14 protein-coding genes are annotated in these 16,784 nt (G+C 68.0%); 9 read left to right on the top strand and 5 right to left on the bottom strand.

Translation table 11 applies throughout. The features are described 5' to 3' along the window. The first annotated feature begins 72 nt into the window (after positions 1-72). The 9 genes from QF035_RS45145 to QF035_RS45105 all read left to right on the top strand — a co-directional run bounded on the left by QF035_RS45145 (position 73) and on the right by QF035_RS45105 (position 11,315). The gene (locus tag QF035_RS45145) at positions 73-1,866 is read left to right on the top strand and encodes a GntR family transcriptional regulator (protein ID WP_307527661.1); all 1,794 of its coding nucleotides are present in this window, start codon (positions 73-75) and stop codon (positions 1,864-1,866) included. Between the two features lie 297 nt (positions 1,867-2,163). Then, positions 2,164-3,384, top strand: coding sequence for a GntR family transcriptional regulator (locus tag QF035_RS45140; protein WP_307527659.1), 1,221 nt, complete (start codon positions 2,164-2,166; stop codon positions 3,382-3,384). Continuing rightward, positions 3,377-3,964, top strand: coding sequence for a GntR family transcriptional regulator (locus QF035_RS45135; protein ID WP_307527658.1), 588 nt, complete (start codon positions 3,377-3,379; stop codon positions 3,962-3,964). The genes QF035_RS45140 and QF035_RS45135 overlap by 8 nt, the downstream gene beginning before the upstream one ends. Before the next feature lie 19 nt (positions 3,965-3,983). Next, a complete protein-coding gene (locus tag QF035_RS45130) occupies positions 3,984-4,223 on the top strand; it encodes a hypothetical protein (RefSeq protein ID WP_307527655.1) in 240 nt (79 codons plus the stop codon). Between the two features lie 22 nt (positions 4,224-4,245). Then, positions 4,246-5,208 carry a GntR family transcriptional regulator gene (locus QF035_RS45125; RefSeq protein ID WP_307527653.1) on the top strand — a complete coding sequence of 321 codons (963 nt, stop codon included), beginning with the start codon at positions 4,246-4,248 and terminating at the stop codon, positions 5,206-5,208. Between the two features lie 473 nt (positions 5,209-5,681). Then, positions 5,682-8,375, top strand: coding sequence for a DEAD/DEAH box helicase (locus QF035_RS45120; RefSeq protein WP_307527651.1), 2,694 nt, complete (start codon positions 5,682-5,684; stop codon positions 8,373-8,375). A gap of 102 nt (positions 8,376-8,477) precedes the next feature. Continuing rightward, the gene (locus QF035_RS45115) at positions 8,478-9,536 is read left to right on the top strand and encodes an endonuclease/exonuclease/phosphatase family protein (RefSeq protein WP_307527649.1); all 1,059 of its coding nucleotides are present in this window, start codon (positions 8,478-8,480) and stop codon (positions 9,534-9,536) included. Beyond that, positions 9,533-10,681 carry a hypothetical protein gene (locus QF035_RS45110; RefSeq protein ID WP_307527646.1) on the top strand — a complete coding sequence of 383 codons (1,149 nt, stop codon included), beginning with the start codon at positions 9,533-9,535 and terminating at the stop codon, positions 10,679-10,681. The genes QF035_RS45115 and QF035_RS45110 overlap by 4 nt, the downstream gene beginning before the upstream one ends. A 40-nt stretch (positions 10,682-10,721) precedes the next feature. After that, positions 10,722-11,315 carry an AAA family ATPase gene (locus tag QF035_RS45105; RefSeq protein ID WP_307527644.1) on the top strand — a complete coding sequence of 198 codons (594 nt, stop codon included), beginning with the start codon at positions 10,722-10,724 and terminating at the stop codon, positions 11,313-11,315. Positions 11,316-11,401: 86 nt separating this feature from the next. On the opposite strand, the gene QF035_RS45100 is transcribed toward QF035_RS45105, so the two are convergent. The 5 genes from QF035_RS45100 to QF035_RS45080 all read right to left on the bottom strand — a co-directional run bounded on the left by QF035_RS45100 (position 11,402) and on the right by QF035_RS45080 (position 16,595). Further along, positions 11,402-12,871 (bottom strand): peptide deformylase, encoded by a 1,470-nt coding sequence (locus QF035_RS45100; RefSeq protein ID WP_307527642.1) that lies wholly within the window; start codon positions 12,869-12,871, stop codon positions 11,402-11,404. Between the two features lie 264 nt (positions 12,872-13,135). Beyond that, positions 13,136-14,464, bottom strand: a complete 1,329-nt coding sequence (locus QF035_RS45095; protein WP_307527639.1) for a helix-turn-helix domain-containing protein — start codon at positions 14,462-14,464, stop codon at positions 13,136-13,138. Between the two features lie 250 nt (positions 14,465-14,714). Continuing rightward, positions 14,715-14,996, bottom strand: a complete 282-nt coding sequence (locus QF035_RS45090; RefSeq protein ID WP_307527637.1) for a hypothetical protein — start codon at positions 14,994-14,996, stop codon at positions 14,715-14,717. Positions 14,997-15,170: 174 nt separating this feature from the next. Continuing rightward, on the bottom strand, positions 15,171-15,761 hold the full coding sequence (locus QF035_RS45085) for a hypothetical protein (protein WP_307527635.1): 591 nt from the start codon (positions 15,759-15,761) through the stop codon (positions 15,171-15,173). Positions 15,762-15,809: 48 nt separating this feature from the next. Then, positions 15,810-16,595: a hypothetical protein gene (locus tag QF035_RS45080; RefSeq protein ID WP_307527634.1), complete on the bottom strand. Its 786-nt coding sequence runs from the start codon at positions 16,593-16,595 to the stop codon at positions 15,810-15,812. Positions 16,596-16,784: the final 189 nt, after the last annotated feature.

Raw genomic sequence — 16,784 nt, 5'->3', positions numbered from 1 at the left:
GCCGCTTCGAAGAAGCCGAAACATCGCTGCCCGATGTTCCACCCACCCCATGTGCACCGCCAGGAGAGCACGTTGACTCACCCTCCGACACCCGCAGCGGGACTCGCCCATGCCGACCTCACCCAGCAGCCACAGGACCCGCCGCAGACCACGGGTGAGGAGCATCTCAGTACGGTCATACAGGGCCGGCTGGCCGATGGCACGTACGGCCCCGGGACAGTACTGCCCACGGCACGGGTCCTCTCCTGCGAATTCGGTATATCCGAGGGGGGCGTCCACCAGGCGCTGCGGCCCTTTGTGAACACAGGCGTTCTGCACTTCAGACCGCAGTGTGGATACGTTGCGGTCGAACGGCAGGCACCGCCACCAGCCCTCAACGGGGCCCAGAAGGTCGGGCAGGTCCTCGAAGAACGGCTGCGCAATTCCACATATCCCGTGGGGACGTGGCTGCCGCCGCTGGCGGCCCTGGCTGCGGAATTCGGAGTGGCCGTCAGGACGGTCCACGCCGCCATGACACCGCTGAAGCGGGACAAGCTCGTCGCCGCGGCCACCAGCCCGCCGGGGCTGTACGTCATCGACCCGCACCACCCCGGGGCGCCTCCGCCCGGGAAGACGCCGCGGCACGCCGCCCACATTGAGCGGGTCCTCCGGGAGCGGCTGCTTGAAGGCATCTGTCCGCCCGGCAGTCGGCTGCCCACCAATGGTGAGCTGGCCGCCGAGTTCGGGGTGAGCCCCAACACGATCTCGAAGGCAGTCAAGCCGCTCCGGCAACAGGGCCTCGTCGTCCAAGGGCCGGATCTCAGGTTGTACGCCGCCCAACATCCAGCACGTCCGGGAGGACTCCCTGTGCCGACGCTGACACGTCCGCGCACATGCGGCGCGCGCGTCCCTGTCTCCGAGGCCCTCCGGACCCAGGCTCACGCCGACCGGCCCAGCGTCCCGGGGATCGCCCGCTCCTCCATCATGTGCGTCCTCGCCGAACACAGCCGGGACGGTCACTGGGGCATCGCCCGGCAGTTCGACATCCCGCAGGCCGGAGCCATTTGGGCCACCTGGACCGACGACGAAGTGCCCCGCTGCCTGGCCAAGGAGACCTGCCCCAGGACCGGGCCGACGCCACAGGACACATGCGCCCTGTTCTCTGACCACCCCGGCATCTGTTCCTTCTCACTCGACGCCACCCTGGCAGAAAACCCCCGTCGGGCGGGACGCATCAGCGCCGCCCTGAAAATACTGGCAAGCTGCGAAAGCCACGACCAGCAGACGGTGCACGCCGCCGCCCACGACGCGACGCTGCTGACCTGGGACGAGCTTCGCGCCGGCATCTGGACGTTCCTGCCGGACAGCGACCAGGCCGCGGTGTACCGACTCCTGAGCCGCACCGACTCGGTACGGACGATGACGCCACACGCCGTGATGAGTCACGCGAGCGACATCACCGAAGTGACACGGCTGTGGTCGCCGTCGTCCCCATGCCGTCTCACGCACGGGGAGATGGCCGAGGCTCACCTGAAAATCCTCGAAGAGCTCCCCGCGCAGTGGCAAGCGGTAGTCCTGGGCGGCCAGCGCTCCCCGGATAGCGCTTCTCGACGAACACCGCTCGACGAGGCACTGCGAGCATCGTCCCAGCAGGCCCATGCGGGGCAGGCGCCACCACCAGCCGGACGGAACTGGGAGGTCGACTGGGACCGTCAGCAGGACCGTGAGACCGGGGCCCGCATGGCTGCCAGCCTCGCACGACTGCCACGCGGATGGCGGGTGGATGCAATGCGCCGCATGGCAGCCGGTACGGACGCGCTCACCGCCGTGACCGATGCCGTCCTGGCGATCAATATCCTCCGCGGCTTCGGCCTCCGTCTCGCATGAATGCTCCGGACCAGTGCCACCAAGCGGAAGTCCTTCGTCGCCGAGCACCCGCAGCTCGCCTGGCGCCACCCGGTCACGGATCGCCTGACTGCCGTGATGATCAACGCCTGCAGCACTCCCAAACGACCGAGCTCAGCAAGCCAGCGCTGGGCTCGGCATCCACAACCGCACCACCAGACGGAAGTTCCGACATTCGCATGACAGCAACAATCCGGAACGGGAAATTGAGCGTCGAGCGGATTGCCGAACTGGAACGGGGATTCCTCCGTGCCTGAACCCCGAGCACATCGCCGCCTCATGACCCCCGAGCTGATCACAAAGACCATCAAGCGCCGAGTAGCCGATGGCACGTACGGCCGCGGGACGGCGTTGCCCGCGGAGAAGGCTCTGGCCGCCGAATTCGGCGTGTCCCACTGGACCCTTCGCCAGGCGCTCCAACCACTCAAGGACACGGGGGTCGTGCACGCCATCAGCGGCAGGGGAAACCTCGTCCCCGACCCGCAGGCCACGCAATCAGCCGCCCGCCAGGTTCAGGGGATCACAAAGATCATCCGGGAACGGCTGGCCGATGGCACGTACGCCGTGGGGACATGGCTGCCGGGGACGAGCGTCCTTGCTGCCGAGTTCGATGTGAGCCCCAACACGGTTCAAGCGGCCCTGAGATCGCTGAAGCAGGAGAAACTCCTCGCCGCCCTCAACCCTCAGGGAACGTACGTCATCGACCCGCAACACCCCTGCGCGCCCCCGCCAGCCGCGCAATCACACCACGTGGCCATCGCAAAGGTCATCCGGGTGCGACTACGCAACGGCACCTACCCGCCCGGCAGCCGACTGCCCACCTATGCCGAGTTGGCATCCGAGTTCGGCGCGGGCCACACCACGATCTCGAACGCCCTCCAACTGCTCAGGAAGGAAGGGCTCGTCAGCGAACGTCAGCGCAGCAAAAGGGTCTACGCAGTCCGCTCGGCTTCCGAGCACCCCGGAGCCGACAGGAACGTCACCGGGGAGATCGAGCGGATCGTCCGTTCGCGGCTCAGCGACGGCACGTATGCCGTCGGGACGTGGCTGCCGTCAGCGAGGACCCTTGCCGCCGAGTTCGGGGTGTGTCACGCCACCATCCGCGAGGCCCTGGCACCACTGAAGGGGGAGAAGCTCCTGGCCTCGCTCGAAACGCTGGGGACGTACGTCGTCGACCCGCAACAGCCCGGGGTTCCGCCGCCCGGCATGACGTCGCGCACCGTGGTGTACGTCGGGAAGGTACTCCGGGAGCGGCTGCGTGATGGCACCTATCCGCCCGGCAGCCGGCTGCCCACCAATGTGGAACTGGCCACCGAGTTCGATGTGGGGGTCAACACGATTTCGAGGGCAATCAACCCGCTCAGGAGCGAGGGGCTCGTCCTCAGCGGGCTGCATTTCAGGGTCTGCGCAGCCAGGCCGGCCTGCGAGCCCTCTGGCCTCGCAAGCAACGCCACCCGCGTCCTGGACGGGGACCTGAAACGGGGGTTCGACCATGCGTGACGACGTCAACTACGTGCCCCGCAGGTTGCAGGTCCATCCCAGCACGAAGTTCGCCGACACCCTGCGCAAAGAGATCGCCGATGGCACTTGGGCCCCCGGCACGGTCCGTCGATCCGGTGAGCTAAGACGGCGCTTCGGGACCACCCCGCACGTGATCAGCAAGACCGTTCAGCTGCTCCGGGACGAAAGCCTCGTCGGCACGCGGCCCGGCGGCGGAGGCGGCATCACCCCGAGCGGCACCACGCTCTCGACATGGCAGCAGCGCGTATGCAAGGACGACATCGAAGACGCCGTCCGCAGGCGGATCAGTGACGGCACCCACCCCGTCGGCAAGCCCTTCCCCAGCGTCGCCGTCTTGAGTAAGGAGTTCGGCGTCGCAAGATCCATGATCTCACTCGCCCTCAAACCACTCAAAGATCAGGGCTTCCTCACGAACGCCGGCGCGACTGCACGCGACGGCACGGTGGTCGCCCAGCGCATCCCCTCCGACGCCTGTCCCCAGCCTGACGCAGATCACGCGGACACGGATTGCGACCAGGGCCCTGACGTCGACCGCGAGCGGGGGGCCGACCGTGTCTGAACCCTCATCGCGGCACCGCATGCCCCCCGAACTGATCACCAAGGTCGTTGGGCATCGTCTGACCGATGGTACGTACGGTCCCGGGACGGTGCTGCCCACGGAGCAGGAGCTGGCCGACCTCCGCTCCAGCAAGATCGCGCTGGACGCGTTCGGGCCGGCGGCGGTGCGGCACTACGCCTGCGCGGCCCGGCACGAGATCCGCTGGCACCGCCATCGCGTCACGGATACCGAACGGGAACGGGGATTCGACCGTGCCTGAACCCCCTGCACATCGCCGCCTCATGACCCCCGAATCGATCGCACAGGTCATCCGGGAGCGGCTGGCCGATGGCACCTACCCGCCCGGCGAGCAATTGCCCACCAATCTCGAATTGAGAACCGAGTTCGCCGCGAGGCCGCACACGATCGCGAAGGCCCTCAAACCGCTCAGAAACGAGGGGCTCATCTGCAGCGGACTGCACAGCAGGGTCTACGCAGTCGCGCTGCCCTCTGAGCGCGAGGGTCGGGTGGCCGGCGAGCCCACCGAGCCGTTCCGGGAGGAAGGGTTCGTGACCAGCCATCGAGCCGTCGGGGCGGATGTCACGGATCCGCAGGCCGTCCAGTCGATTGCCCGCGGCACCAGAGGAGTCGAGCAGATCATCCGTGCGCGGATCGCTGACAGCACATACGCCGCCCTGACGTGGCTGCCGCCGGTGACGGCCCTTGTCGCCGAGTTCGAGGTGAGTCACTACTGCGTCTACGGGGCCCTGAAATCACTGAAACAGGAGAAACTCGTCGCCACCCTCAACCCACGCGGAACATACGTGATCGACCGGGCCCAGCCCTGGGCACTGCCGCTCGGGAGATTCTCGCAGGCGGCACGCATCGGTCACACGATCCGGCAGCGGCTGGGCGATGGCACCTATCCGCCCGGCAGCCAACTGCCCACCAATGAACAGCTGCGCACCGAGTTCGAGGCGCATCCCAACACGATTTCGAACGCCCTCAGACCGCTCAGGAAAGAAGGGCTCATCTACAGCGGACTTCAGCGCAGGGTCTACGCCGCCCGGCCAGCGCCCGGCCCAGAGGCCCGCCAGAGCACTTTGGCCGCCACACGCACCGCATCCGGGCCCGGTGCACGGCCCGGCCAGCTGCTCGACGGCGTGTCCTGCCCTCCAGCCGCGTCGGGCACGGCGTTACCCGCCAGCCCCGGACCGGGCGAAGTCACCATCAGCGCCAAGAACCTTGAGGACGAACACACGTGACTCACGACTCTTCCGTCCCCGCCGCGGCGTCCCCGGCAGCTGATCGTGCTGGCCCCCTCGCCGAGGCCGCTCCTCCCGACCTGTCCGCGACAGCGAACACGGCCGACCCCGCGCTGATCCGCCGCACGCTCATCCAGGTGAGCGCACTGCTCGTTTCGCTCGCACCACCTGATCCCCCCAGGACTGCCAGTTCCGTCTGCGCCCCCCGTCGCGGGCGGAGCTGGCCTCACCCCGTGCCCTGAAGAGCGTTGAGATCGTGGCCACCTCCGAAGTTTCGAGATAGCCGACCACGGCCTGGTCATCGTGCAGTACGACCTTCCGACGCTCGGCACCATCCTGGCCGCGCCCCTGCCGTGCTCTGCCCCGCATGGCGCAGAGCCCATACCAGCCACACCAACACAGAAGGATCATCAGTGACGCGGTTGACCGAACCTGACACGCTCCGTCGCCCCGACCGGCGGAAACTTCCGTCGATGCGCCCGTATCAGCAGGAGGCGCACGAGGCGATCATCACCGGGCTGACGAACGGTAAATGGGGACAGTTGCACGCGGCGTGCGGGTCCGGCAAGACGTTCATGGCGCTGCGTGCGGTGGAGGAACTGGTCCCGGGCGACGGGATGATCGTGGTCCTGGCCCCGTCGCTGGCCCTGGTCGCGCAGATTCTGCGTGAGTGGCAGGACGCCAGCATGGTCGAGTTCCGTGCGATGGCGGTCTGCTCGGACGAGAAGGTCTCCGATGTCGCGGTACGGATCGAGGATCTTGAGGTGCCGGTCAGTACGGATCCGGACGTGATCGCATCCTGGCTGGGCGGCGGGGGACGCCGGGTGATCTTCGGTACCTATATGTCGGCCCACCGGGTTGGTGAAGGTCTGCGGCAGGCCGGCCTCGAAGCCGACTTGCTGGTGTGCGACGAGGGGCACCACATGTTCGGCAAGCGAGATGCCACCCGTCGTCGGATCGTCACCGACCCGACGTTCCTGCCCCACAGCTGCCGGCTGGTGATGACGGCAACGCCGGACGTGACAGGGTGGCAGGCCGAGGATGCGTTGAGCTGGCGGGACGAGGAACTGTTCGGGCCGGTGCTGTTCCGGTACTCGTTCGCCCGCGGGATCGCCGAAGGCTACCTGAAGGACTACCGGCTGGTGGTGCTGGGCATCAGCGACGCCGAGGCCCGTGCCCTGCTTGCCGACACCGCATCCGACTACGTCGACGGCGAGATCGCCCTGAGGACGGTCGTCGCACAGGCCGCGCTGGCGCACGCCCGCAACACGTACGGCACCGAGCGCGCCATCACCTTCCACCCACGGGTGCAGCAGGCCGTCGACTTCGCACGCACCCTTCCCGCCACCGTCGCCCGCCTGCCTGCCGCCAAGCAGCCAGCGGGCGTGGTAGACGCCACCCACATCAGCGGGGCGATGGACACCGCCGAGCGGGAGGACATCATGGCGCGGCTGGCACAGCCGCCCGCCGACGGATGGACGGTTGTCTCCAACGCGCAGTGCCTGACCGAAGGCGTCGACGTGCCGGCGGTGGACACCATCGTGTTCACCCACCCGTCCCGGTCCGCGACCAGAGTGGCCCAAGCCACGGGCCGGGCCATGCGCCGCAGCCGCCACACTGCCTCCATAGCCACGATCATCGTGCCGATCATCCTTCCGGACGACACCGCCGAGGTCGACGAAGAACTCGACGCCGGCGACTTCGAGGTTCTCTTCGAAGTCGTACGTGCCCTCAGGGCCCACGACGAGAGCTTCGCCGCCGAACTGGACCGGGAGCGCGTGAACCGGTCACTGCGTACCGCCGGAGGGCAGGACTCCGAAGAGCCCGGAGAGCAGGAACCCGAGGAACCCGGCCTACCGAAGAGAGTCACCTTTCATCTGCCGGAGGGCACCTCCGACCGAATCCTCAATCAGCTGCGTCTGCTGACGGTACGCAACTCCACCTCCTCGTGGTGGGAGGGATACGCGGACGCGGTCGCTTTCCGCAATGAGCACGGCCACCTGAACGTGCCGGAGAAGTGCCCCGGCGCCAGTGGCCGCAGGCTGGATTCATGGCTGGGTACCTTGCGCCGGCATCGGCGCAAGGGCTGGGTTCCCCAGGACCGTATCGACGCCATGGACCGCATCGGCCTGGAGTGGGAACCGCTGGATGCCCGTCGGCAGCAGCTACTCAGCGACGCCCGCGCCTACCACCAGGAAAACGGCAACCTCGATGTGCCGAACGACCATGTCACGTCCGAGGGGCGGCTACTGGGCTCGCAGTTCAAGGCGCTGCGGCCCGCATACCGTGAAGGCCGCTTACACCAGTCCCTGATCGACGCGCTGGACGAGATGGGGATGCGCTGGGACCCGCAAGCCGCCAAAAAGCAGGAACTGCTGGACGCCTGCGACCGCTACCGCCAGCGCTTCGGAAACCTCGATGTCCCGGTCAAATTCATCGACGCCGAGGGCTACCGCCTCGGACCGGCCCTCTCCTATGTGCGCTCCGTTGCCCAGGGCGCCATCAAAGACGGGGACGGAACACCGCGGACGCTGGATGCCGACCACCGTGCTGAACTGGAGAGACGTGGCGTCGTCCTAGAACTGCGGGTCACTGCCCTGAGCAAGGACCTGAAGGCGACCCTGATCGAGAAGGTGCAAGCCGGCACGCAGCTCCAAGACGCCCGTGAAGCACTCGGCCTCAGCGATTCCGCTGTCGTGACGGCACGACAGAAGGACACCCAGTTCGACGCCCAGCTGAGAGCCGCTCGCCAGGCGCACTACCGAGTCTTGGATGCGTCAGAAAAGCAGGCCCTTGTCGACAAGGTCGCATCCGGAACCTCACTTCGACAAGCCATCAAAATCCTCGACCTCTCTCGTTCCTCCGTCGTGACGGCACGACAAAAGGACGCACAGTTCGACGCCCGCCTGAAATCTGCTCTTCAGGAACAGGGCCGTCCCCTGGACGCGTCGGAGAAGCAAGCCCTTCTCGACAAAGTCGCATCCGGAACCTCACTTCGACAAGCCTGCGAAACCCTCGGAATCCGGCGTAGCCCCTTGACCATCGCACGGCGCGACGACAGCGACTTCGAAAGAGATCTGGTCAAGGCATCGGGCGGCCGAATACGCCCCGCCAAGAGGCAGGACACCGGATCCGACAGCTCACCCCTCCCCGAAGAGCCCCAGTAAGAAACGGAGCCATCAGTAGTGCCCGCTACACCCCCCAAGTCGCCTCAGCACGCCCGCCCGGAGGTCTTCATGATGCCAAAGTCCAGTGACCGCATCCGTCTCGTGAACTGGAACTTTGAGAGAAACGGCGGTCCAAGTCCCGAGCCCGGGGCGCTCCCCGAACTGTGTCGCCAGGCGTACGCATTCCTGGCCCAGCTGGAACCGGACTGGATCGGCATGCCGGAGCTCCCACACGTCCAGACCGGGCCCGACACCTCCCCGGAAGAGGTGGCCGCCGCCAGACGGCGCCTCCACGCCACCGAGGACATCCTGGCGGGCATGCGCGGCTTCCTCGGGGGAATGGGCGAGGGCAACAACCCAACCGGGGCCTTCGTGCGCGAAAGCACGTTCACCATCGGCCCCCAGCACCACCACCGCACCGGGTTCCACACGCCGCCCACCCAGATCCCCCTGCACCTGGACGAAGTGCCCGATGCCGCGATCCACTCGGCCGTCTTCCGCAACTCGTACTGCTCGCCGCCCGACCGGCTGCGTGAGACGTTCAAGCTGACGCGTCTGGTCGACAAGGTCAACGCCCACAACGGCCGCACCGCCCCGTGGGCGGCATGCTGGCTGCTCGGCGATACCAACGAAATGCCCAGCCCTCACGGCGAGTTGGTCCCGGCCATCGACTGGTCCGCCCCCGAGATCACGGATGATGTCCACCGGCTGCACCGTGCCGAGCAACTGCCGGACGGCTCCTGGCGCAGTTACACGAACTTCGACGACATCATGCTCGCGGCCGGCATGCACGATGCCGCCCGCTGGGCGGCCCACCACGGACAGCTCAACGCCATGGCTGCCACGGCCGGCCGCAAGCGCCCGGACCAGGGCGGCCCCGTCCGCCTCGACCGCGGGCTTATGGACTCCTTCAGTGTCCAAGGCGTGGAGTACGTCTGCGTCATCGACATGTCCGGGCTCAGCGATCACGACCTCGTCGTGATTGACCTGTCGCGCCGCAAGCTCGTCGAAGCCCTCCTCCGGCAGACCATCCGGCCGCTGGCCAAGTGGAGCGACCAACCGCTACTGCCGATGCCGACCCTTCTGTCTCGCCAACAGTTCCTCTCGATGGGGCCCGGGCAGCCACTTCTCGTGCCGCCGCGCGTGACCCTTACCGCGTGACGCAGGACCTCCCCGACGCCGCAGCGCGCCTCCTCCCGCTGCCGCGCTGCGATTCAACCGACTCTCGTGCGTTATCGCGGCACTCTGAACGAAAAGGCCACCCCATGTCACCAGCGCCACGCCGCACCTGCGGTGCACGCATCGCCGTCACCACCGGCTTCCGCGCCCACGGACTTGCCGCCCGGCCTGACATTCCCGGCATGCCACGCGGCTCCGTCCTCTGCGAGTTGACGGAGCAAGGCCCAGAGCAGCACGCGGGCCGCATCCGCCCGCTTGCCCGCCCCGAGGGCGGGGCGGTGTGGGCCACCTGGACCACCCCGGATGAAGTCGTCTGTCTCACCCTGTTCGACTGCAGCCAACACAGCAAGGACCAGGAGCGACCGTGTTCACTGTTCGGTGCACATCTGGGCCCCTGCTCGTTTGCCCGCGATGACGCCTTGGCGGAGGACCCTGCGCGGGCCGCGCGCATCGACGCCGCACTTGGCGTCCTGGCCGAGGCCGACCAGCACGACATGCCAGCCGTCCGATCCGCTGCCCACGATGCCACCCTCCTCGCCTGGGACGAACTACGTACCCGCCACATCTGGACTAAGCTGCCGGCCTGCGACCGGGCCGCGATGTACCGGCTCCTCGCCCGCGCCGACTCCCTTCGCACGACACGCGTGTCCGTCGCAAGCACCGCGAACGAACTCGCGGCTGACGTCGCACAGATGACACGGCGTTGGGAGCCGTCCTCACCGCAGCGACTACCCGACGGGGACACCGCCGCAGCCCTCCTCGACACTCTCGATCGCCTTCCCCCGGAATGGCGCATTTTGGTGTTGGGCGGCCAGCGTGAAAAGCGCTACCAGGCCCGGATGCCGCTCGACGAAGCCGTGGCCTGGGCCGACCGCCGCAGCTCCGAGGGACTGGCCCCGCCGCCCGCCGAAGAGGACTGGACGGCCGAGTGGGACCGAAAAGGGGACAAGAGGCAGGGAGCGGCCGCCAGCAAACGGCTCGCGAATCTACCGACCGGCTGGCGGGTCGATGCGGTGCGCCGCATAGCGCTCGGCACCGTCGGCGACACGGCGACAAGCATCAACGTGATCCGCAGCTATGGCGTCGACCGCGCCCTTCCCGACACCGGGCGTCTGACGTCCACCTGACCGTTCGAACCGAGAACGCCTAAGGAGAAGGACAACACGGATGATCCTTTGGATCAGCGGTGACCACGGCGTCGGGAAGACGACGCTCGCCACCGCTCTTGCCAACGAGCTATTTGGGGCGGTGGTTGCCGATCTCGAGTCGATCGGGCGCGCTGTCCAAGAATCGCTGCGAGGCCACCCCTTCGCACAGCAGGACTACCAGAGCTGCCCTCCGTGGGACGCGACAGCAGTCGCCTATCTCGCTGGCCTGCACGCCTACATCGACGGCCCGGTCATCGTCCCGATGACCGTCATCGACCAAGACCTGCTGGCCACACTGCTGACGGCCCTGAGCGAATCGGCGGACGTACACCACCTCGTGTTGCACGCCGACCCAACGGTGCTCAAAGAGCGCATCGTCTCCGCCCACATGCCCGGCAAGGACTCGATCGGTGCCGCCGAGAGCCGTGTGACCCGGCTGCGTCAGCTGGACAGTAGCGGCCGCGCAGCCGAGTGCGGGCTCCACGCTGACGGTCACGTCATCGACACGAGCACGCTCACCCAGAAGCAGGTCCTTGCCTCTGCTCTCGCCTACCTCGCCAGCAGAGAAGCCACGACCTGTGCGGCGTGTGAGGACGGGAGGTTGCCGAAATGACCGGCGCCAGGCGAGGCGACCATGCTGCTCTCATTGTCGCGGCGGCAACTTACGGAGAGGGCCGGCATGCGGCAGCGGGTCTCGGCTCAGCCGTACTGCCACTGCCGGCCCGTCCCGCGGTACTCCTCTACAGGGATCGGTTGCACACCCGGTCGCATGCGCTCGCGGTACAGCACGCCGCCCAAGTGGTCGACCTCGTGGTGGACGAGCCGGGACAGGCCGCGGGTGAACCGCGACAGGTGGGTGAAGCCGTCGAGGCTGCTGTGAGCGACGACGATGCTCAGCGGGCGAGGCACGAGTCCTCGGACGTCGAAGAAGCTGAGGCAGCCTTCGTACTGCTCGTCCTCGTCCTCGGAGCTCTCGGCGACGTGGGCGTTCAGCAGCACGATGGGGTCTGTCCCGGCATCGGGTGGGAAGACGACGGCGGCGGAGCGGTCGATCCCGATCTGGGGGGCGGCGATGCCCATGCCCTTGCCGAACGTGTGAAGTTGGCGGACGCGGCCGACTGCGTCCATAAGCGCGGTGATGACCTCCTGGGCCTCTTCAGCCTCGGTGGGCAGGTCGAAGGGGCGGGCGGCGCGGGTGAGGACGGGGTCGCCGCCCTGGACGATGCCGGCGTTGGCCATGGCCTGGCTCGCGGACAGGGTGCTCACGGGGTTGTTCGCTTTCTCGTCGGCTGCGTTCTTCAGCCGCCATTCCAGGCGGAAGCGGGCGTGCAGGGGCGGGTCGAGGGTGGCCCAGGAGAAAACGCTGTGCTCGCCTCGTTCCGTGCGCTGTGGCGGTGTGCGCAGTGGGGCGAAGTCGGCGCTCATGGAAGTCTCGGTTCCCCAGACGGACGGTTCACAGTCTCGAGGGAAAGACAGTTCCACAGCCAGACACCGGGTGGGCAGTCGCACCGCGCGCTGGAACCAGGGACCCCACTTCTCGGCGCCGACGCAGTACGAGTAGGAGATCTCGGCTTCCTGGCCGGGGTAGAGAGGGAACCGGCTCGTTGGGTTCTGAAACTGGAGCCACACCTCCTTGAACGCGTCCCGGTCGTGTTTGACGGTCCAGCCCATCGGCTCGTCCCCGCAACGCGCCGTGAGCTGGAGCTCTTCCCAGGTCAGAGGGTTGCGGCGGTAGAGGGCGTTGGACCGTTCCGGTTCGGAGGGGTATCGGTCGACGGCGATTCGTACGAGGTAGCGGGTGACTGGCTCGGTGCCGTTGTTGTGCAGGAGCCTGCGCATGCTGAGGTCGAAGCGTCCGTCGTCGTAGCGGAGCGCCGCCTCGTCCTCCAGGACCAGCAGGCCGGTGCCGGACGGCGGGTCGTTCTGCTCGGCCGCCTGCGGGGAGGCGTCGGTGCGCTGCCATGCCCGCCACAGTGCTCCGCCGGCGTCGAGTTCGGTGTCCGCCCGGCGGGTGAGCTGGGAGCTGCCGTGTTCCCGGCCGGCCTCAAGGTGGCTCACGTACGAGGGGTCGATGTTCAGGCGCTGGGCGAGAGCTGCCTTCGACAGGCCCCGCACGTTGCGCCAGTGCGTGAGTTCCGCAGCGAACGTAGCCCGCTCCTCCCTCTCCAAGGTGGCTTTCCTCTCCGGGAGTTGCTGACGATCGTGAGTGAGCGCTCCTCATGGTCGCCTCATCCTGCCCGGCGAGAGCTCAATGGTGCTAGCTGGCGGGCGTTGTGTCGTGATCGGCGCGCGCGAGCGGTCGCCCTTCACTCGTCGCTGGGGGAGGTCGGGTACTTGAAGCGCTGGGCACGCCTCGCACGATGTCACCTTGCCACCCATTCGGGATCTGCAGCTCGCGTCCGACTGACAACCTTCGCGAATACCACTGGCGTGTCACGCAGCGGCGAGGGCCAGCAGCTCAGGCACTCCTTCGACGTTGGAGTGGGCCTCGAAACGAGGAATGAGTCCTTGCACCAGCTCGACGCACCGGGGGGCGCCGATTCGGTGGGCGACTTGGAGTGCCTCCAGGGCGGCGGCTGCCGCGCAGTCGGGTTCTCCCAGGTTGAGGTGGCTCCTGGCCTGATATGCCTGGAAGACTCCGTGAGTTTTGGCGCGGCGGGTGGGCAGCAGTTTCTGGCCCTCCCGGATGAGTGCGTGCGCGCGGCGAGTGTCCCCGAGTTCGAGCAAAGCCTGACCGGAATCGACGGCCAGGTCGGCCTGAGACATCCACACGCACCATGCTGGCACAGGGTCGCCCGACGACACGTCGAGAAGGTGTTCGGCTGCGCTGAGGGCCCGCAGGGTGGCGCGCTGCTCGCCTTGAGCCGCCAGGGCCCTCGCGAGCCGGAGTTGAAGCAGAGACTGGGCAGCCGGGTGCCGGGTCCCGGACAGGGCTCGCTCGAGAATGCCCGCGGCGGTGCGCGGGTCGTCGCGCCACGTGGCCTGGTAGGCGAGGTCGCCGAGCAGGGCGGCGCCCATGTCGCGGTCGCCTCCGGTGTGGGCGCTGTGCAGTCCGGCGATCCAGTACTGGCTGGCTTCGGCGTGCAGGCCGAGGTCGAACCTGTGCCATCCCACGGTCTGCGCCAGGTTCGCGGCGAGCGCGTGGAGTCGCAGTTTGACCGGCCGGTTGCACCGGCCGCCCTCGATGAGGTTTGTGGTCGTGGTCAGGAGCGCGTCGATCAGGGGCGCGGTGTGCTGGCGCTGCTCTGTTGCCTGGACGGTCAGGCGCGTGCTGGTCTCTTCGAGCAGGGTGACCGTGTCGTCCCCGACGGGTTTGCCTCTGTGCCCGGTGGGCTCGCCTGTGAGGGCCCCGGCTTCGGTCGATGCCCAGGTGCTGGCCAGCGTGACCAGGGCACTGCCGGAGATCGCGGTCAGGAAGGTGCGGCGGGAGCGTTCCATGGTTGTTTGCAATGCCTCTCGGAGGGCTGGAACCGGGCTGGCTGGACCGAGAGGGATCACCATGCCGCCGACGCCCGGCAGCCAGTGCGGCCACGAGCGAGGATCCACCGCTCCCGCTGGGACCCCGAGTACCTCGGCAATGTAGATCTGGGAGTCCGCGTCGGGGGTGACGCGTTGGGTCTCCCACTTGCGGACGCGCTGCTTGTCGACACCCGATCTCAGATCACGGCGTTCGGCAGCGCCGCGGATCTCCCGGGCGAGATCAACTCCTGTCATCCCGCGCGCGAGCCGGGCGTGCGCTAGCGGATGCGTCTTCTCGGCCACGTTGCCATCCAATCAACCGTGCCTGCACTGAGCGTAGCCACGAACCAGCCGGGACTACCGCGGGACTACCGCCAACTCCTGTTTTGGCACGCACAGTTGCCCGACACTCGATCACTCCAGCGACCAGGTTGGCCCCCAGGGCGGTCTGGGCCGGCGCCCACGGGCTGAAGGTTTCTCTCCATCACCAGTACGCCGGACACCGGTGTCGCGCACAGGCATGCATCGTGAAGGGAACTCAGTGATGCAGTGTTCACCGCTCCTCGGCACGGCCCCGGTCCTCGCCGACTTCGCGGTCAGCGGGTTCCAGGTTCGCGCGCACCTGGGGCAGCATTCGTTTCGGTCGCCCGAATCCGTCCGCTGGCTCCTGGAACAGGTGGAGAATCCGGGCGGAGCCCAGGTCACCGGGGTCGGCGCGGGCCTGGGCACGCTGTCCGCGACAGTCGCTGCGGCGGGCTACCGCATCTGTGCGGTGACGGGTGCCGACTTCCGGCTCTCCGATCCCTGGCAGCAGTTGTTGTACCTGGCCGAGCACGCGGCCAACCCTGTGTGCCGGTTCACCGTGGCCCTCTGGTACCTCGCCCGCGGCGGGAACCTGCGAATGATCGGGGACTACACCCCGTCCATGCGTGCCAGCGGCGCCAGGAGGTCGCAGTTCGACCAGGTGGCGGAGTTGCTGCTGGCCGAGGCCGACACCAAATGCGGCGTCTTATGCGCCCTCGGCGGTTCCGTGCACATTGATGGCGGGCGTCAGAGTGCGGACGCGTTCGCGAAGTTCTGTGACGCCGACAGCCGTTACCGGTGCCAGCGCCCCGTCGAGCTGGGCCAGACGGGCGCGCGCGGTGGAGCGCAGACGAACGGCTGGGATCCGCTGCAGAACGTCGAGTGCCCGCTGCGCCGCATCGGACGGACGTACTGGAGCCTCGGCCTGGGCCAGAGTCAAGGATGCTGCGGCCCAGCCCGAGGTTCCGGTGAGACACGTGCCGAGCGAGGCTTCCGCAGCTGCGACGGCCTGGTCTGTACGGCCGAGCATGCGGTGGGCCTCGGCCTCGTGAAGGCGGTGCTCGGCATCGTCGAAACCGAAGCGGCCGGGAGCGGATCCGACGGGATCTTCCTCGAGTGCGCGGGCCGCGTCGGCGAGCGCGCGTTCGGCGTCCTGGACTCGTTCGAGGGCGGCCAGGGTGGGAAGTTCGGCCCAGGCGTGCAGTTGGGCACGGGGCAACCCGCGGGGGACACACGCCAGTCCGCGTTCGGCGTGATCCAGGGCGGCGGTGAGCTGTCCGGAGGCCCGGGTCACCATGGCCAGGGCGCCGCATGCCCAGGCCGCCAGGCGGTTGTCCCCGCTGCGCTAGCCGAGCGAAACGGCGGTCGCCAGGTGCACCCGGGCACCGGTGTGGTCTTCCACGTGGTGGGCGAGGTTGCCCAGCAGAGCACTGAGCCAGCCGATGCTGTTCCGCATGTCGACGGCTACAGCCTCGGCCGTATGCCCGGAAGCGAGCGCCTGGGTGAGCAGGCCGCGGGTCTGGTGGACCTCGTCGAACAGCACCGTGGGCGGGTGTTTGCTGTAGCCGAAGGAGTAGAACTCGATCGCGGCTTGGGCGACCTCCACCACGGTGTGACTTCCGGCCGGATCGACCAGCAAGGCAAGAGTGAGGGATTCACGGACGGCCGGCAGGCCAGCGGCTGTGGTCATGGTCCCACCTTCCCGTACGAGGGCATCGCACGCCTCAAGGGCAACGGCACTGTATCGGCCGAGCGCCTCGGCCGGGCCGAACCGCCACCGATCGAGGCCGAGCTGGGCGGCGCTGGCGCCGTACACCGCGCACAGGGCTTCCGCGTACTCGTTGCTCAGCCATTTGACCCGCCCGTGCTCCCACCGGCACAGCATCGCCTGCATCATCCCCGGAGGCATCAGGCCACGCGAGCGGTACAGCTCGCCGACCCGGGCGACGGTGTCGGCGCGAGACCAGCCCAGGGCCAGGCGCCATGCCTCCAGCAAGCTCACCTCGGGCAGCTCATCGGCAATGGCGCGGGCCGTGGCCTGCGTGTTCTGCCCGGTGTTCAGGCAGCGCTCGCGGATCCGAGCGGCCTTCCTACGGATGGCCTCGCGCCGCGAGCGACTGACCGTGATCATCTGTTCACCCCCCGCGAAGGGAACGGCTGTCCAGCACGGTATCCGAGCCGCGAGCGGGGAGGCAGAGAGGACGTTCGGCCAGGCACCCGCATTGCCACTTACTGGCAATGCGGGTGCGCAGCAGCGGCAATGACGTTGCGTCACCGACTGATGACGATGGAGCTACCGCGCGAGCGCACGGCCCGCCCG

The organism is Streptomyces umbrinus (assembly GCF_030817415.1).
Classification (GTDB): domain Bacteria; phylum Actinomycetota; class Actinomycetes; order Streptomycetales; family Streptomycetaceae; genus Streptomyces; species Streptomyces umbrinus_A.
Note: the sequence above shows the minus strand (reverse complement) of the source record. Positions and strands in the feature narration are given on the sequence as shown.